Here is a 21198-nt window from a genome sequence, read left to right on the forward strand (position 1 = left end):
TCCATTTCCGCGCCCAGGGGCTACGGAAGGACAGTTATTGTTGTTGTGTCTTCCTACAGGGAGTCAGGAAGAGTGTGCGTTGATTACAGCCTTCAAATGGGGTTGTGACAAATCCTTGGGAACACTTGGACTGATACTTTTTTGCACTCGGTGATCGTGCCCATGCTTACCTGGGAACGATCTCCATTAGGCCAGGTTCTGCTCGGTCAAGCGTTGTACCGCCAGGCGGCGGTAGTGAGAGGGGGTCATACCCTTGAGTTGCTGAAAGCGCCGGTTGAAGTTGGAGATGTTGTTGAAGCCCGACTCGAAACACACGTCCGTCACGGCTTTATCACCGTCAGCCAGCAATTCGCAGGATTTGCTGATGCGCAGCCGATTGACGAATTCGATAAACGTGCGCCCGGTCGCCTGCTTGAACACCCGGGAAAAGTACGTCGGCTTCATCCCCAGGTGTTCCGCCACTTCCTCCAGGGGCAACTCGCGCGCGTAGTGGGCGAAAATGTAGTCCACCGCGCGGTTGGTGCGGTCGATGCTGTGTTCATCCGCCAGTTGTGGCGTGGTGACGCCGGACAGCAGCTGGTAGTCCTCACAGCTGCTCAACACTTCCAGCAGGATAAAGAAATGCCCCAGGCGCGCCATACCCCGGGCGTCTTCGATACGTTGCATCAGGGTCATGGCCTGGGCGATGGTTTTTTTGCAGCGAAACTCAATGCCGGACTGCGCGCGCTCCAGCAACGGTGCCAGCATTTTCAGTTCGGTAAAAATGTGGCTGCCCTGCTCGAACAGCTCATCGGTGAAGTTCACCAGCATGTCGCGCTTGGGCACCACTTCGTCTTCCTCCACCTGGCTGATCCAGTTGTGGGGCAGGTTGGGCCCTGTGAGGAACAGGCTTTCCGGATAGAAGTTGCCGATATAGTCGCCAATAAACACCTTGCCGGAACTGGCGACGATCAGGTGCAGTTCGTATTCCTTGTGGAAATGCCAGCGCACCAGCGGGCAGGGGAAACCATGCTGGCGATAGATGATGGACAGGCCGTTGTGATCGTCCATCAGTTCGTAGGAAGGGTCGGTGATTCGCGTTGCTCGGGTCATGCTGCCGTCGCTTTATTGTGGTTGCTGCTGGGGATAATGCCCCCTCACGCACGACCTCGCCAGCGCCACGGTTTACAGGCTACGGTTTTTCGCCTCGATCCACTGGGACATGTACTGCGTACTTTTATGCGCATGGTGGCGCAGCATGCTGCCGGTGAAGTTGCTGCGGCGATGGGCGCCGAGGTGGCTGCGGCAGTGTTGCAGGCACTCCACCAGTGCCGGCCCGTGGACAGTGCGGTCATAACGGCCGGCAATCAGTTGGCGCCCATCCTGCTGGGCCTGGGTCCAGCGTTCGCGATCCTGGTAGAGCGCCACGGCCGCCGCCGCCAGGGTGTCGGCGCATTGCTCGATGGCGCCGGGCCATGGCCGCTCGTCGCCCATGGCCTCGGCGCCGATGGGGGTGGTGATATTGGGGGTGCCGCACAGCATCGCATCGGCCAGCTTGCCCTTGATACCCGCGCCAAAGCGCAGGGGGGCCAGGCAGATGCGCGCGGCGCTCATCACTTGCAGGGCATCTTCGGCCCAGTTCATCACATGAAAGCCCTGCGCCGGGTTGTGCAGGGCGGTGGCCTTGGGCGGGGTGTAGGCGCCGTAGATATGCAGCTGGGCGCCCGGCAATTGCTGGCGAATCAATGGCCAGACGCTGTTCTTCATCCACAGTACGGCGTCCCAGTTCGGCGCATGGCGGAAGTTACCGATGCTGAGGAAGTGCGCACGCTCTTCGAACGGCACCAAGGCCTCGGTTGGCGGCGTCATCATCAGCGGGCACCAGTGGAGCAGGGCGGCGGGCAGCTTGAACTGTTCGGTGAGCAGGCGGATTTCCACGTCGGAGATCATCAGGCTGATGTCGCAGCGGTAAATCGCGGCGATTTCGCGCTTGGCCAGGTCGGTGTCGGCCATCAGTTGGAATTCCTCCTCCAGGGCCGGGGCGAACAGCGCGCTGAAGTCGTCGCTGCCCGGGTGGGCCTTGAGGTGCGCCTTGAGGCGCTGCTGACGGGCGTCGCGCAGGCTTTGCAGGTCGGAGGTTTCCAGCACGCGCAGGGCGTCGGGGCAACACTTCTCTACGCGCCAGCCAAACTGTTCTTCCATCATGAAACGGTCGAACAGCACGATGTCCGGGGCCAACTCGCGGACAAAATCGTCAAAGCTGCTGTCATTGAGCTCGATCGCGCATTCGGCGATGCCCAGCGCCAGCAGGTCGGCCTTGTGCTCGCCCAGTGCTGCCGGGCTGCTGAAGGTAATATCCCAACCTTGTGTAAGAAAAGTTTCGAGAATCTGCATCATGTGCCCACCCGCGGCCGAGGAACGGGGCTCCGGCCAGACATAACCAATGACCAGGAGTTTGGTGGCGGGCTGATTCATCGACAACGGTTTCCTTGGAGGGCAGGCGCAAAGCGCGCAATTAAACCACAACCGTGTGGCATGACAATTTGTGTCTGGCGGTAGGTAGCCACGGTACTTTGTGGTTAACTTCCGCCTCTCGAATTCGTTTAACCAAAACCCAGCATAAGGATTCTGTTCATGGCTCAAGTCACTCTTCGCGGTAACCCTGTCCAGGTTGAAGGCGAATTGCCGAAAGTCGGCTCTGAAGCAGCAGACTTCACCCTGACCGCCGGCGACCTGTCGGATGCAACCCTGGCTACCTTTGCCGGCAAGCGCAAAGTGCTGAACATCTTCCCAAGCGTCGACACCCCGACCTGCGCCACGTCGGTACGCAAGTTCAACGCCCAGGCCAACGAGCTGAACAACGCCGTCGTACTGTGCATCTCCACCGACCTGCCATTCGCCCAGGCGCGTTTCTGCGGCGCCGAAGGCCTGGAAAACGTGAAGAACCTGTCGGACTTCCGTGACCCTGGTTTCGCCGTCGATTACGGCGTAGCGATTACCGATGGCCCGCTCAAGGGCCTGACCGCCCGTGCGGTCGTGGTGCTGGACGAAAACAACACCGTGCTGCACAGCGAACTGGTTTCGGAAATCGGCCAGGAGCCGAACTACGAAGCGGCCCTGGCTGTTTTGAAGTAACTGTTGCGGCGCGTTACTGTCGTTTTGCAGTAACACCCGTAAGACATGATTGCGGCCTGGCCTAGTCCAGGCCGTTTTCATTTGTGGCTCAGACGTTTAGCGAAATAGCCTGCAGACTAAGCCGCAGAAGTTAAAAGTTGTAAGCCCAAGGTAAATAGCCGGTAAAGGCGCTTTTCTTAACGCGCTCCAGTGCTTATCTTTCAGCCTCCCGAAGAAGAAGCTCTCGCGCCCAATGGTTGATCACTCCATGCAATCCTCCCCCCGCAACTCCCGCCGCTGGCTGTTCGGCCTGCTCGTGCTGCTGGTTATCGCCGGCCTGTGCTGGAAATTCTGGCCAGGCGGCGCCGCCCACAAAGACGCACCGGCCGGGCATACCGGTAAAACCGGCATGGCGCGCCCGGGGTTCGGCGGGTCCACCGGCCCGGTGCCGGTGCGTGTAGCGCCGGCGGTACTGGGGGAGTTCCCGGTGTACTACAAGGCCTTGGGCACGGTCACCGCGCTCAATACCATCAATGTGCGCAGCCGGGTGGGGGGCGAACTGGTCAAGATCGCCTTTGAAGAAGGGCAGATGGTCAAGGCCGGCGACCTGCTGGCCGAGATCGACCCGCGCAGCTACCAGAATGCCTTGCTCCAGGCCCAGGGCACGCTGATGCAGAACCAGGCCCAGTTGAAAAACGCCCAGGTCGACGTGCAGCGTTATCGCGACCTCTACGCCCAGGACAGTATCGCCAAGCAGACCCTGGACACCGCCGAAGCGCTGGTCCTGCAATACCAGGGCACGGTCAAGACCAACCAGGGCGCGGTGGACGATGCCAAGCTCAACCTCGAGTTCACCAAGATCCGCGCGCCTATCAGTGGTCGCGTCGGCTTGCGCCAGGTCGATGTGGGCAACCTGGTGGCGGCCAACGACACCACATTCCTCGCGGTGATCACCCAGACCCAACCGATCAGCGTGGCCTTCACTCTGCCGGAAAACACCCTGGAAACCGTGCTCGCCCGTTATCACGCCGGCAATAAGCTGCCCGTGGAAGCCTGGGACCGTGGCGACGTCAAGCGGCAGGCCACCGGCGTGCTGCAAAGCCTGGACAACCAGATCGACGTCACCACCGGCACCCTGAAATTCAAGGCGCGTTTCGATAACAAGGACCAGGCGCTGTTCCCCAACCAGTTCGTCAATGTGCATCTGCTCGCCGATACCTTGCACAACGTGGTGCTGGCGCCGTCCGCCGCGATTCAGTTCGGCAACACCGGCACCTTTGTCTACAAGCTCGATGGCGACAAGAAGGTCAAGGTCCAGCCGCTGGTGGTGGGTGACACCGATGGTGACAACACCGTGATCAAGGAAGGCCTGGTCGCCGGCGACCGTGTGGTGCTGGAGGGCACCGACCGCCTCAAGGACGGCAGCGAGATCGAAGTGGTCAACGACAGCAGCGAAGTGCCGACCACCCCCACCGAACACCTGCAAGGCAAGCCTGCGGCTAAAGGGGAGACCGGCACCACCGCCGGCAAGGCGCAAAAGGTCGGTTCATGAACCTGTCGCGGCTGTTTATCCTTCGCCCGGTCGCCACCACGCTGAGCATGCTGGCGATTGTTTTGGCCGGCATTATTTCCTACCGCTTGTTGCCGGTCTCGGCGCTGCCCCAGGTGGATTACCCGACGATCCGGGTGATGACCCTGTACCCCGGTGCCAGCCCCGATGTGATGACCAGCGCGGTCACCGCGCCCCTTGAGCGCCAGTTCGGACAGATGCCCGGCCTGACCCAGATGGCGTCCACCAGTTCCGGCGGCGCCTCGGTGCTGACCCTGCGTTTCAACCTCGACATCAATATGGATGTCGCCGAGCAACAGGTGCAGGCTGCAATCAATGCCGCCACCAACCTGCTGCCCAAGGATTTGCCGGCGCCGCCGGTGTACAACAAGGTCAACCCGGCGGATACCCCGGTGCTGACCCTGGCCATTACCTCCAAGACCATGCTGCTGCCCAAGCTCAATGACCTGGTCGACACACGCATGGCGCAGAAGATCGCGCAGATCAGCGGCGTCGGCATGGTCAGCATCGCCGGTGGCCAGCGCCAGGCCGTGCGCATCAAGGTCAACCCCGAAGCCCTGGCGGCCAACGGCTTGAACCTCTCCGATGTGCGCACCCTGATCGCCGCGTCCAACGTCAACCAGCCCAAGGGCAACTTCGACGGCCCCACGCGGGTGTCGATGCTCGATGCCAACGACCAGTTGGTGTCGCCCCAGCAATACGCCGAGCTGATCCTGGCCTACAACAATGGCGCGCCTCTGCGCCTCAAGGATGTGGCACAGATCGTCGACGGCGCCGAAAACGAACGCCTTGCCGCCTGGGCCAATGAAAACCAGGCCGTACTCCTCAATATCCAGCGCCAGCCGGGCGCCAACGTGATCGAGGTGGTCGACCGCATCAAGGCGCTGCTGCCGAGCATCACCGACAACCTGCCGGCCGGCCTCGACGTGACGGTGCTTACCGACCGCACCCAGACCATCCGCGCCTCGGTCACCGATGTGCAGCACGAATTGCTGATCGCCATCGCTCTGGTGGTGATGGTGACGTTCCTGTTCCTGCGGCGGGTCAGCGCCACGATCATTCCGTCGATTGCCGTGCCGCTGTCGCTGGTGGGCACCTTCGGGGTGATGTACCTGGCCGGGTTCTCCATCAATAACCTGACGCTGATGGCCCTGACCATTGCCACCGGTTTCGTGGTGGACGATGCCATCGTGATGCTGGAGAACATTTCCCGCTACATCGAGGAAGGCGAGACGCCGCTGGCCGCTGCGCTCAAGGGCGCCAGGCAGATCGGCTTCACCCTGATTTCCCTGACCCTGTCACTGATCGCCGTATTGATCCCGCTGCTGTTCATGGCTGACGTGGTGGGACGGCTGTTCCGCGAATTTGCCATCACCCTGGCGGTGGCGATCCTGATTTCCCTGGTGGTGTCCCTGACGCTCACGCCGATGATGTGCGCGCGTTTGCTCAAGCGCGAGCCCAAGGAAGAAGAGCAGAGCCGGTTCTACAAGGCCAGCGGCGCCTGGATCGATTGGCTGATCGAAGCCTACGGGCGCAAGTTGCAATGGGTGCTCAGGCACCAGCCGCTGACCCTGTTGGTGGCCATTGCGACCCTGGGCCTTACGGTGGTGCTGTACCTGGTGGTGCCCAAGGGCTTTTTCCCGGTGCAGGACACCGGGGTGATCCAGGGGATCTCCGAGGCGCCGCAGTCTATTTCATTCGCCGCCATGAGCCAGCGCCAGCAGGAACTGGCGCAGATCATCCTCACCGACCCGGCGGTGGAAAGCCTGTCGTCCTATATCGGCGTGGATGGCGATAACGCCACCCTCAACAGCGGCCGCTTGCTGATCAACCTCAAGCCCCACGGCCAGCGCGACTTGAGCGCAGCCCAGGTGATCACGCGCCTGCAACCGCAGATCGACAAGCTGGTGGGCATCCGCCTGTTCATGCAGCCGGTGCAGGACCTGACCATCGAAGACCGTGTCAGCCGCACCCAGTACCAGTTCAGCATGTCCTCGCCGGACGCCGACCTGTTGGCCCTGTGGAGCGGCAAGCTGGTGCACGCACTGAGCCAGATGCCGGAACTCACCGACGTCGCCAGCGACCTGCAGGACAAGGGCCTGCAGGTGTACCTGGTGATCGACCGCGATGCGGCCTCGCGCCTCGGGGTGAGTGTGTCGACCATCACCGACGCACTGTATGACGCGTTCGGCCAGCGGCAGATTTCCACCATCTACACCCAGGCCAGCCAGTACCGCGTGGTCTTGCAGGCCCAGTCGGGGGAAACCCTCGGCCCGGCGGCGCTGAACCAGATCCATGTGAAGACCACCGACGGCGGCCAGGTGCGCCTGTCCAGCCTGGCCCATGTTGAGCAGCGCCAGGCGCAGTTGGCGATTGCGCACATCGGCCAGTTCCCGGCGGTAATGATGTCGTTCAACCTGGCCCCCGGCGTTGCGCTGGGCAAAGGCGTGGAGCTGATCAACCAGGCGCAGAAGGACATCGGCATGCCGGTGGGCGTGCAGACCCAGTTCCAGGGCGCTGCCCAGGCGTTCGAAGCGTCGCTGTCGAGCACCTTGCTGCTGATCCTGGCGGCGGTGGTCACCATGTACATCGTGCTGGGTGTGCTCTACGAGAGCTATATCCACCCGATCACCATTCTCTCGACCTTGCCCTCGGCCGCGGTGGGGGCCTTGCTGGCCTTGCTGCTCAGTGGCAACGACCTGGGCATGATCGCGATCATCGGCATCATCCTGCTGATCGGTATCGTCAAGAAGAACGCGATCATGATGATCGACTTCGCCCTTGACGCCGAACGCAACCAGGGCCTGGACCCGCAGACCGCGATCTACCAGGCGGCGCTGCTGCGCTTCCGGCCGATCCTGATGACCACCCTGGCCGCCCTGTTCGGTGCAGTGCCATTGATGCTGGCCACCGGCTCCGGTGCCGAACTTCGCCAGCCCCTGGGCCTGGTGATGGTCGGCGGCCTGCTGGTGAGCCAGGTGTTGACGCTGTTCACCACGCCGGTGATCTACCTGTATTTCGATCGCCTCGGCCGCCGCTGGCGCAAAGAGCCGCAAAGCCTGGAGCCGGTTGAGTCATGAACCTGTCCGGACCTTTCATTCGCCGGCCGGTAGCGACCCTGCTGCTGAGCCTGGCGATCATGTTGCTGGGCGGGGTCAGCTTCAACCTGCTGCCGGTGTCGCCGCTGCCACAGATCGATTTTCCGGTGATCGTGGTCTCGGCCAGCTTGCCCGGCGCCAGCCCCGAGGTGATGGCGTCCACCGTGGCGACGCCGCTGGAGCGCTCCTTCGGCGCGATTGCCGGCATCACCACCATGAGCAGTTCGTCGAGCCAGGGTTCCACCCGGGTCATCCTGGCATTCGATTCAGACCGTGATATCAACGGTGCCGCGCGGGAAGTGCAAGCAGCCATCAATGCCTCGCGCAACCTGCTGCCCAGCGGCATGCGCAGCATGCCCACCTACAAGAAGATCAACCCGTCCCAGGCGCCGATCATGGTGCTGTCGCTGACCTCGGACGTGTTGCAGAAGGGCCAGTTGTACGACCTGGCCTCGACCATCCTCTCCCAAAGCCTGTCCCAGGTGCCGGGTGTGGGCGAAGTGCAGATCGGCGGCAGCTCCCTGCCGGCGGTGCGTATCGAGCTGGAACCCAAGGCCCTCGACCAGTACGGCGTGGCCCTGGACGACGTACGCAACACCATCGCCAATGCCAACCAGCGCCGGCCCAAGGGCTCCCTGGAAGACAGTGAGCGCAACTGGCAGATCCAGGCCAACGACCAGCTGGAAAAGGCCAAGGACTACGAGCCGCTGCTGATTCGTTATCAGGACGGCGCCGCCCTGCGCCTCAAGGATGTGGCGAAGATCAGCGACGGCGTGGAAGACCGCTACAACAGTGGCTTCTTCAACAATGATTCGGCGGTGCTGCTGGTGATCAACCGCCAGTCCGGCGCCAACATCATCGAGACCGTCAGGCAGATCAAGGCACAACTGCCGGCGTTGCAGGCGGTGCTGCCGTCCAGCGTCAAGCTCAGCCTGGCCATGGACCGCTCGCCGGTGATCACCGCGACCCTGCATGAAGCCGAGATGACCCTGCTGATTGCGGTGGGGCTGGTGATCCTGGTGGTGTACCTGTTCCTCGGCAACTTCCGCGCCTCGCTGATTCCAACCCTGGCGGTGCCGGTGTCGCTGGTGGGCACGTTCGCGATCATGTACCTGTACGGTTTCTCGCTGAACAACTTCTCGCTGATGGCGCTGATCCTGGCCACCGGCCTGGTGGTGGACGATGCCATCGTGGTGCTGGAGAACATTTCCCGGCATATCGACGCGGGCGTGCCTCCGATGAAGGCCGCCTACCTGGGTGCCGAGGAAGTCGGGTTTACCTTACTGTCGATGAACGTATCGCTGGTGGCGGTGTTCCTCTCGATCCTGTTCATGGGCGGGATCGTCACCAACCTGTTCCGCGAGTTTTCCATCACCTTGTCGGCGGCGATCATCGTGTCGCTGATCGTGTCGCTGACGTTGACGCCGATGCTCTGCGCCCGTTGGCTCAAGCCCCACGTGAAAGGGCAGATGACCGGCCTGCAGCGTTGGAGCCAGAAGATCAACGACCGCATGGTGGCCGGCTACGCCACCAGCCTGGACTGGGTGCTGCGCCATCGCCGCCTGACCTTGCTCAGCCTGCTGCTGACCATTGGCGTGAACGTGGCGCTGTACGTGGTGGTCCCGAAAACCTTTATGCCGCAACAGGACACCGGCCAATTGATCGGCTTTGTGCGCGGGGATGACGGCCTGTCGTTCAGCGTCATGCAGCCGAAGATGGAAATCTTCCGCAAGGCGGTGCTCAACGACCCGGCAGTGCTCAGCGTGGCCGGCTTTATCGGCGGCAACAACGGTACCAACAACGCGGTGATGCTGGTCCGCCTCAAGCCCATCAGCGAACGCAAGGTGTCCGCCCAGGCGGTGATCGAGCGCCTGCGCAAGGATGTGCCGCTGGTGCCGGGCGGGCGCCTGTTCCTGATGGCCGACCAGGACCTGCAATTTGGCGGCAGCCGTGACCAGACCAGCGCGCAGTATTCGTACATCCTGCAAAGCGGCGACCTGGCCGCGCTGCGCCTGTGGTACCCGAAAGTGGTCGCGGCGCTGCGTGAGCTGCCGGAGCTGACCGCCATCGACGCCCGCGAAGGCCGGGGCGCGGCCCAGGTCACGCTGATTGTCGACCGTGACCAGGCCAAGCGCCTGGGCATCGACATGGACATGGTCACCGCGGTGCTCAACAACGCCTACAGCCAGCGGCAGATTTCCACCATCTACGACAGCCTCAACCAGTACCAGGTGGTGATGGAGGTCAACCCCAAATATGCCCAGGACCCGATCACCCTCAACCAGATGCAGGTGATCACCTCCAGCGGCGCACGGGTGCCGTTGTCGACCATTGCCCATTACGAGAACAGCCTGGCGGACGACCGCGTCAGCCACGAAGGCCAGTTCGCCTCGGAAAACATCGCCTTCGACATGGCCCCCGGGGTCACGGTGGAGCAGGGCACGGCGGCCATCGAGCGGGCGATTGCCAAGGTTGGCCTGCCGGAAGATGTGATTGCCAAGATGGCCGGCACCGCCGATGCCTTTGCGGCCACGCAGAAGGGCCAGCCGTTCATGATCCTCGGCGCGCTGGTGGCGGTGTACCTGGTGCTGGGCATTCTGTATGAGAGCTACATTCATCCGCTGACGATCCTCTCGACCCTGCCGTCGGCCGGCGTCGGCGCGATGCTTGCCATCTACCTGACGGGAGGGGAGTTCAGCCTGATTTCCCTGCTCGGCCTGTTCCTGTTGATCGGGGTGGTGAAGAAGAACGCGATCCTGATGATCGACCTGGCGTTGCAGCTGGAACGCAACGATGGGCTGGGCCCGCTGGAATCGATTCGCAGCGCCTGCCTGTTGCGTCTGCGACCGATCCTGATGACCACCCTGGCGGCCATCCTCGGCGCCTTGCCGTTGCTGCTGGGCACCGGCGATGGCGCGGAAATGCGCCATCCCCTGGGCCTGACCATCATTGGCGGCCTGATTTTCAGCCAGGTCCTGACCCTCTACACCACCCCGGTGGTTTACCTCTATCTCGACCGCGCGCGCCACCGTTTCAATGCCTGGCGCGGCGTGCGTACCGATGCTGCCCTGGACACTGCGCTATGACCGATTCAACCTTTGCCAATGCACTGCTGGCTTCCGACACGGCACTTGTCCCTGTAGGAGGGAGCTTGCTCGCGAAAAAACGGCAGGCACCGCGTTCATTCAGGCTCGGCGCGTTATCGTTAACGACCTTCGCGAGCAAGCTCGCTCCTACAGTAGGGTTGGCGTTGTTGCTCAGCGCCTGTGCCGTCGGCCCGGATTACAAGCGCCCGGAAGTCACTGAACCCGCGCAGTTCAAGGAAGCCCAAGGCTGGCGCCAGGCCGCGCCGAGTGATTCCCTGGCCCGTGGTGCCTGGTGGGAGCTGTACGGCGACCGCCAACTCAACGACCTGGTGCTGCGCCTGAATAATTCCAACCAGACCGTGGCCCAGGCCGAAGCGCGTTTTCGCCAGGCCCAGGCCCTGGTGCGCAGCTCACGCGGGGCGTTTTACCCCACCGTCGACCTGAGCGCCGGTAAAACCCGCGCCAGCCAGGGCACCGGCAGCAGCAGCGCCAGCCTCAGCAGTTCCAGCAGCGGGATCCGTGACACCCTCAATGCGCAGCTCGGCGTGAGCTGGGAAGCCGATATCTGGGGCAAGTTGCGCCGTGGCCTGGAGGCCAACGAGGCCAGTGCCGAAGCCAGCTCGGCGGATCTGGCCGCGATGCGCCTGAGCCAACAGTCGGAACTGGTGCAAAGCTACCTGCAACTGCGGGTCATGGACGAGCAGACCCGCCTGCTGCAAGCCACGCTGGACACCTACCAGCGCTCCCTGCAAATGACCGAAAACCAGTACCGCGCCGGGGTTTCCGGCAAGGACGCGGTGGCCCAGGCGCAAACCCAGCTCAAGACCACCCAGGCCAGCCTGATCGACCTGATCTGGCAACGCGCTCAACTGGAAAATGCCATCGCCGTGTTGATCGGCGAGGCACCGGCCAACTTCAACCTGGCGGTGAGCAAGGACATCCCGGCCCTGCCGCAGATTCCGGTCAGCCTGCCGTCGCAATTGCTTGAACGGCGCCCGGACATCGCCTCGGCCGAACGTTCGGTGATCGCCGCCAACGCCAATATCGGCGTAGCCAAGGCCGCCTATTACCCGGACCTGACGCTGAGCCTGGCCGGTGGCTATTCCAGCAGCACCTATGCCGACTGGATCAGCCTGCCGAACCGCTTCTGGTCGGTAGGGCCGAAACTGGCCATGACCCTGTTCGACGGCGGCCAGCGCTCGGCGGAAGTCGACCGTACCGTGGCGTCCTACGACGAAACCGTGGCCAAGTACCGCCAGACCGTGCTCGACGGCTTCCGTGAAGTGGAAAACTACATGGTCCAGCTTAAGGTGCTGGAAGACGAGGCGGTGGTCAGCAACGAAGCCCTCGAGGCCGCCCGAGAATCGCTGCGCTTGACCCAGAACCAGTACAAGGCCGGGCTGATTGCCTATCTGGATGTGGTGACTGTCCAGGCCACGGCGCTGAGCAACGAGCGCACCGTATTGACCCTGTTGCAGAGTCGCCTGGTGGCCAGCGTGCAACTGATCGCCGCGCTGGGCGGTGGCTGGGATGGGCAGACGCCGATTGCCGAGGAGGATTGATCTCGAGGGAGACGCGGATTCCTAGGCAGGGAGCTTGCTTCGCTGATATGGCAGCCCCCCATACTTATTGATATACAAGGCGGCATCATACAATTCTGATAGATGTCAAATTAGCAAATTTATATGCCGTGAATATCTCCGGGTCTTTAGTGCCCAGTGTGAGGCATTCATGATCAAATGCTGTTAGCTCCCCTCCCGAAGAAAGGGGGGGTGTATTGGCATATATAAGAAGATTAGAGTTCAAAGGCACGTATTTTAGAATTTCTGCTATCTTACCGGAGACTCTGAATTTTAAAATTCGAGTGTCCGAGTCTTTAATCTCGTACTCTTTACCGGCTCGAGAACAATAGGTTACGACCTTGTCTTCAAAGCCATCGATTCTCCCCCACACCTCATACTCTTCTCGGTTGTAGCATAGATGAGTACCCATTACATATTCGCCATCTTCAATTTTCAATGAGCCGTGTTCTGCAACGACTTTCTCGACAAAGGGTTTTATCTCGGTGACCGTTGTGGCCTCACCAATCGCCTCAATTCTATAAGCGTTAATTTTTCCACCCTGCTCTCGGATACTTTGCGTTCCTTTCAGGGGGCCAATATTTTCATGGTTCATGGGGTACAAAATCGCTATGACAGCCATTTTTTGAAACTCCGGCAGAATATACCCATAAGCTTCACCCAAGCAGTCTCAATAAACACCTGTAAGAAATGACAGTTTTCTAGAATTATGTGGAATTAAAAATCCATTTTTGTATGGGGTAAGTCTCGGTGCAGTTTTGCTGTGTGCCCATTCAGCGTAAGCCATAGCCACCTCTAAGCTGATGGATTCGACGCCGTGGGGATAGGCTTGCTAAAGGCGCATGGTTTGCATCTGTTTGCTCAGTGATCCGAAGTGGGATAGCACTTGGGCGTACCTGAAAACGCATGGGCCTTTGAGCCAGGAGATTGACGTCAAATTGCCACTAGTGGCCCTCTGATAATTAATCAACTGTCCAAGAATTATTCTCGCTACAATCGCCCGCTTTGCCACTTGGCACGGGCGTTTCGGGTCCGTTGCCCACGAGAAGTCCCATGCTTATCGGTAGCTATTCCCCCTCGCTGGTCGCGATCTCGCTGTTTGTCGCGATCCTCGCTTCCTACACCGCCCTGGACCTCACCGGCCGCATCGCGACCGCCAAGGGGCGCGCTGTGTATTTATGGATAGCCGGCGGGGCCATGGCGATGGGGGTAGGCGTCTGGTCCATGCACTTTATCGGCATGCTGGCGTTGCGCCTGCCGTTTGCCTTGGGCTTCGACATCGGTATCACCGCGCTGTCGTTGTTGATCGCGGTATTGTCCTGCGGCTTTGCATTATGGCTGGTCAGCCAAGCGCGTTTGCCTGCCTGGCAACTGGCGTTTGGCGCGCTGGTCATGGGCAGCGGTATTGCCAGCATGCACTACACCGGCATGGCCGCGATGCGCATGACGCCGGGCATCGACTATGACCCCACGCTATTTGGCCTGTCGTTGCTGATCGCGGTGGTGGCGTCCGGAGCCGCGCTGTTGATTGCGTTCAACCTGCGCCGTAACACGCCTTACGTACGCCTGGCCCGTGGTGGTGCGGCGGTGGTGATGGGCTTTGCAATCGTCGGCATGCATTACACCGGCATGGCGGCCGCACGCTTTGCCGACGAGAGTTACTGCGCCGCCGTGCTGGACGGTTTGAGCGGCAAGGGCCTGGATAACCTGGTGTTGGTGACGACCCTGGCGGTACTGGCCATCGCGTTGCTGACGTCGTTGCTCGACGCGCGCCTGGAAGCCCGCACTGCGGTGCTCGCCGACTCGTTGACCCAAGCCAACCAGGAACTGACCCACCTGGCCCTGCACGATATGCTCACCGGCCTGCCCAATCGCACCTTGCTGGCCGATCGTATTCAACAGGCCATCGAGGCGGTAAAGGAGCAGGGCGGTTGCTTTGCCCTGATGTTCATCGACCTGGATGGCTTCAAGCCGGTCAACGATGCCTTTGGCCACCACATGGGCGACCAGTTGTTGCGCGAAGTCGGCCTGCGCCTGCGCGAAGACCTGCGCAGTCACGACACCCTGGCGCGCATCGGCGGCGATGAGTTTGTATTGCTGGTGCAGTTGACCCAGCCCGATGATGCCCTCGGCCTTGCCGAGCGCCAGGTGGTGCTGATCAACCGCGCGTTCCAGGTGGCCGAGCATGAGCTGAAGATTTCTGCCAGCGTCGGCATCGCCATGTTCCCGGGCAATGGCAACACCCCCCAGGAACTGCTGATGAACGCCGACGCCGCCATGTACCATGCCAAGGGCATGGGCAAGAACGGCTACAGCTTCTTTGATGTGTCGATGAACACCAATGCGCGCAAGCAATTGCAACTGCTGCAAGACCTGCGCAATGCCCTTGAGCACGAGCAGTTCCGGCTGTATTACCAGCCCAAGTTTGATGCGATCAGTGGGATCCCGGTGGGCGCCGAAGCGTTGGTGCGCTGGGAGCATCCGCAACAAGGCGTGTTGTTGCCGGCGACCTTTATCGACCTGGCGGAAAAAACCGGCCTGATCATCCCCATCGGCGAATGGGTGCTCAATGAAGCCTGTCGCCAAATGAGCCTGTGGTACGCCCAGGGTTATGAGCACTGGCGCATCGCGGTGAACTTGTCGGCGTTGCAGTTTTGCCACGCCGGGCTGGTCAACAGCGTGGCCGGCGCCCTGGCGCGGCACCGGTTGCCGGCCAACAGCCTGACCCTGGAAATCACCGAGACCACCGCGATGAGCGATGCCGATGCGAGCATGACGGTGTTGCAGCAGCTGTCGGACATGGGCGTGGACCTCTCCATCGACGATTTCGGTACCGGCTACTCCAGCCTGATGTACCTCAAGCGCCTGCCGGCCAACGAGTTGAAGATCGACCGTGGTTTTGTGCGTGACCTGGAGCATGACAGCGACGACGCCGCCATCGTGTCTGCCATTGTTGCCTTGGGCCAGGCGCTGGGGCTGCGAATCGTCGCTGAAGGTGTGGAAACCGATGTGCAGCAGAGTTTTCTCACACGGTTGGGGTGTAACTCCCTGCAAGGCTACCTGCTCGGCCACCCGTTGCCGGCGGACGGTTTCATGGACCATATCCAGCGCGGTGAAGACGCAGCGGCGCCTGACAAAAGCCGTGCGTGACGGTTAGTATCGGATCCAACCCTAAACACCAGGTTGGATCAGGAGACCGCACGCATGGACAAAGTCCTCATCATCACCGGGGGGAGCCGTGGTATCGGCGCCGAGACGGCATTGCTGGCTGCCCGCGAGGGCTATCGCCTCTGCATCAACTATCACTCCGATGAAAAAGCCGCCCACAGCGTGCTCGAGCAGGTTCGCGGCCTCGGTGCCCAGGCGATTGCGGTGCGCGCGGATGTCAGTATCGAAGATGAAGTGATTGCGCTGTTTCATCGTGTGGACGCCGAACTGGGCCGCGTCACCGCGTTGGTGAACAATGCCGGCACCGTGGGGCACAAGTCGCGGGTGGATGAGATGTCCGAGTTCCGCATCCTGAACATTCTCAAGACCAATGTGCTCGGTCCGATCCTGTGTGCCAAGCACGCGCTGCTGCGGATGTCGCCCAAGCATGGCGGGCAGGGCGGCAGTATCGTCAACGTGTCTTCGGTGGCCGCACGCCTGGGTTCGCCGGGTGAGTACGTCGACTACGCCGCATCCAAGGGCGCACTCGACACCTTCACCCTCGGCCTGTCGAAAGAAGTGGCGGGCGAGGGCATCCGCGTCAACGCGGTGCGCCCCGGCTACATCTTCACCGACTTCCACGCCCTGAGCGGCGACCCGGACCGGGTCAGCAAGCTCGAGTCCGGTATTCCCATGGCCCGTGGCGGGCGGCCCGATGAAGTGGCGGAAGCGATTATCTGGTTGCTGTCGGACAAGGCTTCGTATGCTACCGGTACCTTCCTGGATCTGGGCGGTGGCCGATGAAACGCTGCACTATCATGTCTTGAGATAACGCAACACGTCATAGCCCCCGGTTGAAAAGTCTTTGAGCAGGCTGGCTTCGGAGTTTCGCACGACGCCGTAGCCATCGTCATAAAAACCATCGATTCGCCCATTGCGGGTCGTGCTGCCGCTCAGGTTTCCGTTGTCCACGTTGTCAATGAATCGCAGTACTTTGTCCAGGTTATAGGCAGCATTAGCGCGAGCGTCTGGGTCGGGATTGGTGCTGTCCCAGTTACCGACCTGGCGCTTGAGGTCGTCAGAAACCGGATAGTGGTCCCGGCTTTCCAGAAAGCTCATCAGGACGCGGCTCTGCTCGATAATTTGCTCTGCTGATCGATGATCACCGGCGGGGCGCACTGTAGGCCCCTCCATTTCCCGGACTTGCTTTTGTTCGTTTACGCGCATGTAGTTAGGAGGAACAGGGAGCGGCTTAATGCCTTCGGGTGTAATCGTACTCATGGAAACCTCAGCGATGAATGTGTGAAGGGGTATTGTTTTATGTAAGAACAATGGCCCCCCCTATGTGGTCCATCCTGCGATTTGGTTCCTGCTCAAAACGAACGCACAATCCGCCCCAGCGTCTCCATGGCTTGTTCCGACGCTTCAGTCCACGGGCTGCCGTAGTTCAGGCGAATACAGTTGCGAAAGCGCTGGGTCGCCGAAAAGATCGGCCCCGGCGCAATGCTGATGCCTTGCGCCAGCGCCATCTGGAACAACTTCAACGAATCGGTCTGCTCCGGCAATTCCAGCCACAGGAAATACCCGCCGGCCGGTTGGCTCACCCGTGTCTGCGCCGGGAAGTAGCGGGCGATCGCCGCCAGCATGGCGCTTTGCTGTTCTTCCAGGGCATAGCGCAGTTTACGTAAGTGGCGGTCATAGCCTCCGTGTTGCAGGTAGTCGGCAATCGCCGCTTGCGCCGGCATCGAGGGGCACAGCGAGGTCATCAGCTTCAAGCGCTCGACCTTCTGCGCATAGCGCCCGGCCGCCACCCAGCCGACGCGATAGCCCGGCGCCAGGCTCTTGGCGAAGGAGCCGCAGTGCATCACCAGGCCTTCGGTGTCGAAGGCCTTGGCCGGCTTGGGTGCCTGCTGCCCGTAGTACAGCTCGGCGTACACGTCGTCCTCGATCAACGGCACTTGGTGGCTACGCAGCAATTCCACCAGCGCCTGCTTCTTTGCTTCCGGCAATGTGGCGCCCATGGGGTTCTGGAAGCTGGTCATGGTCCAGCAGGCCTTGATCGGGTAGCGCTCCAGGGTTTGCGCCAGGGCACCCAGGTCAATGCCGTCGCGCGGGTGCACGGGGATTTCCACCGCCTTGAGCTTCAGGCGTTCCAGCACTTGCAGGCAGGCGTAGAACGCCGGGGCCTCGATGGCCACCAGGTCGCCCGGTTCGGTGACCGCTTGCAGGCACAGGTTCAGCGCTTCCAGGGCGCCGTTGGTGATCAGCAGCTCCTCCATGGGCAGCATCAGGCCGCCGACCATATAGCGCAGGGCAATCTGCCGACGCAGTTGCGGGTTGCCCGGCGACATATCGGTGACCACCAGGCGCGGGTCCATCTCGCGGCTGGCGCTGGCCAGGGAGCGGGCCAGGCGCGGCAGCGGGAACAGCATGGGGCTGGGAAAGGCCGAGCCGAAGGGTACGGTGTTGGGGTCTTTGATCGAATCGAGTACCGAGAACACCAGTTCGCTGACATCGACTTCGGTGGACTCATGCACCTGCTCGCTCACCACCGGCTCGGAGAACGGGCTGGGTGCATGGGTGTTGACGAAGTAGCCGGAGCGCGGCCGTGCCCGGATCAACCCGCGACGCTCCAACAGGTAGTAGGCCTGGAACACCGTGGACGGGCTGACGCCATAGGTCTGGCTGGCATAGCGCACCGACGGCACACGCTGGCCGGGGCCGAGCACGCCGGAGCGGATCAGTTCTGCGATGTCGTCGGCGAATTTTTCGTAGCGTTTCATGTTGGCCTTAAACAAATAGGTAATATGAGTGCAGCCCCTCCCACATTTGATCTGCATCATTTTCGATAGCGAGGTCTCAGCGGTTGAGCGGTGCCACAAAGCGGCTGTCGGCGGCGCTGTAGATCCACGGCTCGTCCACATCCGAAACCTTGAAGCGCACTGTCTGCGAACTGCTCGCCGGCTTGTCGGCCAGCAACGCCACCGACACCGGCACATCGACGATTTCCCCCGGTGCCAGGCTGATCTCGGTCTTGCCTTGCAGTTGGAAACCCTCTGCATCCAGCAGCTCCACCTGGTATTCCTGGCGCTGCTGTGTCTTGTTGATGACCTTGAGGCTGTAGATGTTTTCGATCTGGCCCTGGGCGTTCTCGCGGAACATGCCACGGTCCTTGGTCACGTCCAGCGACACCATTGGCCGCTCCACCAATGCCACCACCAACGCCGCAATCATCACCAGCAGCACCGCACTGTAGCCGATCAGGCGCGGCCTGAGCAGGTGGGTCTTGCCGCCTTGGAGTTGATGCTCGGAGGTGTAGCTCACCAAGCCCCGCGCATAGCCCATCTTGTCCATGATCGAATCACAGGCGTCGATGCACGCCGCGCAGCCGATGCACTCCATTTGCAGGCCGTCGCGGATGTCGATGCCGGTGGGGCAGACCTGCACGCACAGCTGGCAGTCGATACAGTCGCCCAGGCCGACATCGGCCGGCGTGACCTCGCGTTTGCGCGGGCCGCGATGCTCGCCACGGGCGCTATCGTAGGAAATGGTCAGGGTGTCTTTATCGAACATCACGCTCTGGAACCGCGCATACGGACACATGTGCATGCACACCGCTTCACGCAGCCAGCCGGCGTTGATGTAGGTGGCGGCGGTAAAAAACAGCACCCAGAACAGACTCACGCCCCCCATCTGCCAGGTCAGCAGTTCGGCGGCCAGGGGGCGGATCGGCGTGAAGTAGCCGACAAAGGTCAGCCCGGTGAGGACGCTGATGCCCAGCCACAACGTGTGTTTGGCCGAGCGCCGCGCGAGTTTGTTCAGACTCCAGGGCGCCGCTTGCAGCTTGATACGCTGGTTGCGCTCGCCCTCGGTGACCTTTTCGCACCACATGAACAGCCAGGTAAACGAGCTTTGCGGGCAGGTGTAGCCACACCACACGCGGCCGGCGAACACCGTAATCGCAAACAGGCCGAAGGCACAGATGATCAGCAAAGCCGATAACAGGATGAAATCCTGGGGCCAGAAGGTGGCGCCGAAAATATGGAATTTGCTTTCCGCCAAATCCCACAGCACGGCTTGCCGCCCACCCCAGTTCAGCCACACCGTGCCGAAGAACGCCAGGAACAGAAAGCCCGCGCCAGCCACGCGCAAGGTGCGGAACAGGCCGGTGAAACTGCGGGTATGGATCAGGTTGTCGCTGGATTTGGCCTTCACCTTCTTTGGGTGTATCGGCTCAAAGGTTTCCACGGTTGGGATTCGTTCGCTCATGGTCGTTCGCTCATCAGCCTCCATCAGGCCGATGAACTATGCGCGCCGGTCTGTTTGCGTAACAGACTCAGGTATGGCGATAAAAAGCGGATCAGATGGGCTTTGGCCAGGGGCCTGCGTCAATGTGCTGCACCCCATGGCGCTTGAGGTGCAGCCAGATATGGCGCGTGCTGATAAAGATCAATTAAATCAGCGAACCAGGTTCTTCAGCCTTTACATGCTGGCGCCCATCATGGGCACCTGCCACCGTCAGGGCGTCGGCCTCGGCTTCGGTGATGTAGATCCGCTCGGCGGCCAGTTCCACGTACGACATGGATTTGTCGGTGTCGGTAACGATATTGACCCGGGTCGCCGGCACACTCTGTTCCTGTCCGTTCTCATCGAGCATGAAGTAGCACAACTGGTTTTCGATACGTATTGTCATGTCGATCTCCTTTTCATGGGCTGTGTAAGGTTAGGGTTCGGCGATGCCGGCGCGTTCAAGGCAACTGACTGGCGGTCGCCGCTGTCCATCCTTTATCAATAAAGACAAAGGACAGTGTTCATGGACGCCTGGTGGCATGAAGTGTGGCAAACCCTGCAGGCCGAATTTGCCGATATCGGCGACGCCCGGCAGCTCACCCAGATCACCGTGCGCCTGGTGATCGCCGCGATCCTGGGCGGCATTCTCGGGTTCGAACGCGAGAGCAAGGGCAAGGCCGCCGGCGTGCGCACCCACATGCTGGTGGCCTTGGGCGCAGCGTTGTTTGTCATGGTGCCGCAGATGTCCGGCAATCAGGCAGATGCCATGAGCCGCGTGGTGCAGGGTGTGATTGCCGGGATTGGGTTCCTGGGCGCCGGCACCATCATCAAGGGCAAGGATGATGACGAGGGGCATGTGAAGGGCCTGACGACGGCTGCCGGTTTGTGGATGACCGCTGCGATTGGGGTCTCGGCCGGATTGGGTCGGGAATCGACAGCGGTGCTGAGTACCTTGCTGGCCTTGGCGGTGTTCAGCGTGATGCCAAAAATCGTCAAGCGGTTTGAGAAGGACTGACGATCACCGGCGGCATGGTCGTCGGCGGTTCCTCTACCGGTGGCGGTTCATTTTCCGGCGGTTCCTTCTCGGGAATCGGCTCCGGCTCCGTGGGGGGCAAGGTCGGGTTGTCGATATTCGGGTCCGGGGTTTCTGCCGGGATCGGGATATTCATCGGTGTGGCCTCCTTTGTGCTTTGCTCCAGTGGTGGACATCCGCCGGGGCCAATTGATTCCCCGCCCAGTGGCGGTACATCCAGCTGAACTTTTAACCCAGGCCCAAGCTCGGACCTATAGCGGCCCTGCTCAGGGAGAGCGCGGCCGTATCGGAATTCGGATCA

The 21198-nt window shown here is 61.4% G+C and carries 16 protein-coding genes; 8 read left to right on the plus strand and 8 right to left on the minus strand.

Annotated elements, in window-relative coordinates:
- Positions 1-186 precede the first annotated feature (186 nt).
- Positions 187-1092, minus strand: coding sequence for an AraC family transcriptional regulator (locus J3D60_RS03400; RefSeq protein WP_253489714.1), 906 nt, complete (start codon positions 1090-1092; stop codon positions 187-189).
- Positions 1093-1164: 72 nt separating this feature from the next.
- Entirely contained in the window at positions 1165-2454 is a 1290-nt protein-coding gene (locus J3D60_RS03405; RefSeq protein ID WP_253489716.1) for a glycosyltransferase, read from the minus strand.
- Between the two features lie 159 nt (positions 2455-2613).
- Between J3D60_RS03405 and tpx the strand changes: the two genes are divergently transcribed.
- The 5 genes from tpx to J3D60_RS03430 all read left to right on the plus strand — a co-directional run bounded on the left by tpx (position 2614) and on the right by J3D60_RS03430 (position 12409).
- Positions 2614-3114, plus strand: a complete 501-nt coding sequence (tpx, locus tag J3D60_RS03410; RefSeq protein WP_065927848.1) for a thiol peroxidase — start codon at positions 2614-2616, stop codon at positions 3112-3114.
- Positions 3115-3346: 232 nt separating this feature from the next.
- A complete protein-coding gene (locus tag J3D60_RS03415; RefSeq protein ID WP_027606396.1) occupies positions 3347-4645 on the plus strand; it encodes an MdtA/MuxA family multidrug efflux RND transporter periplasmic adaptor subunit in 1299 nt (432 codons plus the stop codon).
- Positions 4642-7743, plus strand: coding sequence for an MdtB/MuxB family multidrug efflux RND transporter permease subunit (locus J3D60_RS03420; protein ID WP_065927846.1), 3102 nt, complete (start codon positions 4642-4644; stop codon positions 7741-7743). The genes J3D60_RS03415 and J3D60_RS03420 overlap by 4 nt, the downstream gene beginning before the upstream one ends.
- Positions 7740-10847 (plus strand): efflux RND transporter permease subunit, encoded by a 3108-nt coding sequence (locus J3D60_RS03425; RefSeq protein ID WP_108574322.1) that lies wholly within the window; start codon positions 7740-7742, stop codon positions 10845-10847. Before J3D60_RS03420 ends, J3D60_RS03425 begins: the two co-directional genes overlap by 4 nt.
- Positions 10844-12409 (plus strand): efflux transporter outer membrane subunit, encoded by a 1566-nt coding sequence (locus tag J3D60_RS03430; RefSeq protein WP_253489718.1) that lies wholly within the window; start codon positions 10844-10846, stop codon positions 12407-12409. Before J3D60_RS03425 ends, J3D60_RS03430 begins: the two co-directional genes overlap by 4 nt.
- A gap of 85 nt (positions 12410-12494) precedes the next feature.
- On the opposite strand, the gene J3D60_RS03435 is transcribed toward J3D60_RS03430, so the two are convergent.
- Positions 12495-13091, minus strand: coding sequence for a hypothetical protein (locus tag J3D60_RS03435; protein WP_253489720.1), 597 nt, complete (start codon positions 13089-13091; stop codon positions 12495-12497).
- A gap of 389 nt (positions 13092-13480) precedes the next feature.
- Between J3D60_RS03435 and J3D60_RS03440 the strand changes: the two genes are divergently transcribed.
- Together J3D60_RS03440 and J3D60_RS03445 are read left to right on the plus strand one after the other, a co-directional pair.
- Positions 13481-15577, plus strand: a complete 2097-nt coding sequence (locus J3D60_RS03440) for a bifunctional diguanylate cyclase/phosphodiesterase (protein ID WP_065941276.1) — start codon at positions 13481-13483, stop codon at positions 15575-15577.
- A gap of 54 nt (positions 15578-15631) precedes the next feature.
- Positions 15632-16378, plus strand: coding sequence for an SDR family oxidoreductase (locus J3D60_RS03445; protein WP_065941277.1), 747 nt, complete (start codon positions 15632-15634; stop codon positions 16376-16378).
- A 12-nt stretch (positions 16379-16390) separates the two neighbouring features.
- Here J3D60_RS03445 and J3D60_RS03450 read toward each other — a convergent pair whose 3' ends face one another.
- The 4 genes from J3D60_RS03450 to J3D60_RS03465 form a co-directional block, all read right to left on the minus strand.
- Positions 16391-16855: a hypothetical protein gene (locus J3D60_RS03450; RefSeq protein ID WP_253489723.1), complete on the minus strand. Its 465-nt coding sequence runs from the start codon at positions 16853-16855 to the stop codon at positions 16391-16393.
- A gap of 92 nt (positions 16856-16947) precedes the next feature.
- Positions 16948-18357: a GntR family transcriptional regulator MpaR gene (gene mapR, locus J3D60_RS03455; protein ID WP_253489726.1), complete on the minus strand. Its 1410-nt coding sequence runs from the start codon at positions 18355-18357 to the stop codon at positions 16948-16950.
- A 76-nt stretch (positions 18358-18433) separates the two neighbouring features.
- Positions 18434-19843, minus strand: coding sequence for a cytochrome c oxidase accessory protein CcoG (ccoG, locus tag J3D60_RS03460; RefSeq protein WP_253489738.1), 1410 nt, complete (start codon positions 19841-19843; stop codon positions 18434-18436).
- A gap of 184 nt (positions 19844-20027) precedes the next feature.
- Positions 20028-20267: a DUF3203 family protein gene (locus J3D60_RS03465; RefSeq protein ID WP_065941280.1), complete on the minus strand. Its 240-nt coding sequence runs from the start codon at positions 20265-20267 to the stop codon at positions 20028-20030.
- Positions 20268-20387: 120 nt separating this feature from the next.
- Here J3D60_RS03465 and J3D60_RS03470 point away from each other — a divergent pair, with 120 nt between their 5' ends.
- Positions 20388-20879 carry an MgtC/SapB family protein gene (locus tag J3D60_RS03470; RefSeq protein ID WP_065941281.1) on the plus strand — a complete coding sequence of 164 codons (492 nt, stop codon included), beginning with the start codon at positions 20388-20390 and terminating at the stop codon, positions 20877-20879.
- On the opposite strand, the gene J3D60_RS03475 is transcribed toward J3D60_RS03470, so the two are convergent.
- Positions 20857-21033, minus strand: a complete 177-nt coding sequence (locus tag J3D60_RS03475) for a hypothetical protein (RefSeq protein WP_168166841.1) — start codon at positions 21031-21033, stop codon at positions 20857-20859. The two genes, J3D60_RS03470 and J3D60_RS03475, sit on opposite strands and share 23 nt — an antisense overlap.
- Positions 21034-21198 lie beyond the last annotated feature (165 nt).

This window comes from Pseudomonas sp. S3E17, from assembly GCF_024168685.1.
GTDB classification, from domain to species: Bacteria; Pseudomonadota; Gammaproteobacteria; order Pseudomonadales; family Pseudomonadaceae; genus Aquipseudomonas; species Aquipseudomonas marginalis.

Bases quoted from the DNA above. Each gene is read 5' to 3' on its own strand.
- J3D60_RS03405 (WP_253489716.1), bottom strand. From the start codon at position 2,454: ATGAATCAGCCCGCCACCAAACTCCTGGTCATTGGTTATGTCTGGCCG.
- J3D60_RS03440 (WP_065941276.1), top strand. From the start codon at position 13,481: ATGCTTATCGGTAGCTATTCCCCCTCGCTGGTCGCGATCTCGCTGTTT.
- J3D60_RS03445 (WP_065941277.1), top strand. From the start codon at position 15,632: ATGGACAAAGTCCTCATCATCACCGGGGGGAGCCGTGGTATCGGCGCC.
- J3D60_RS03475 (WP_168166841.1), bottom strand. From the start codon at position 21,033: ATGAATATCCCGATCCCGGCAGAAACCCCGGACCCGAATATCGACAAC.
- ccoG (WP_253489738.1), bottom strand. From the start codon at position 19,843: ATGAGCGAACGAATCCCAACCGTGGAAACCTTTGAGCCGATACACCCA.
- J3D60_RS03465 (WP_065941280.1), bottom strand. From the start codon at position 20,267: ATGACAATACGTATCGAAAACCAGTTGTGCTACTTCATGCTCGATGAG.
- J3D60_RS03415 (WP_027606396.1), top strand. From the start codon at position 3,347: ATGGTTGATCACTCCATGCAATCCTCCCCCCGCAACTCCCGCCGCTGG.
- tpx (WP_065927848.1), top strand. From the start codon at position 2,614: ATGGCTCAAGTCACTCTTCGCGGTAACCCTGTCCAGGTTGAAGGCGAA.
- J3D60_RS03400 (WP_253489714.1), bottom strand. From the start codon at position 1,092: ATGACCCGAGCAACGCGAATCACCGACCCTTCCTACGAACTGATGGAC.
- J3D60_RS03470 (WP_065941281.1), top strand. From the start codon at position 20,388: ATGGACGCCTGGTGGCATGAAGTGTGGCAAACCCTGCAGGCCGAATTT.
- J3D60_RS03425 (WP_108574322.1), top strand. From the start codon at position 7,740: ATGAACCTGTCCGGACCTTTCATTCGCCGGCCGGTAGCGACCCTGCTG.
- J3D60_RS03430 (WP_253489718.1), top strand. From the start codon at position 10,844: ATGACCGATTCAACCTTTGCCAATGCACTGCTGGCTTCCGACACGGCA.
- J3D60_RS03450 (WP_253489723.1), bottom strand. From the start codon at position 16,855: ATGAGTACGATTACACCCGAAGGCATTAAGCCGCTCCCTGTTCCTCCT.
- J3D60_RS03420 (WP_065927846.1), top strand. From the start codon at position 4,642: ATGAACCTGTCGCGGCTGTTTATCCTTCGCCCGGTCGCCACCACGCTG.
- mapR (WP_253489726.1), bottom strand. From the start codon at position 18,357: ATGAAACGCTACGAAAAATTCGCCGACGACATCGCAGAACTGATCCGC.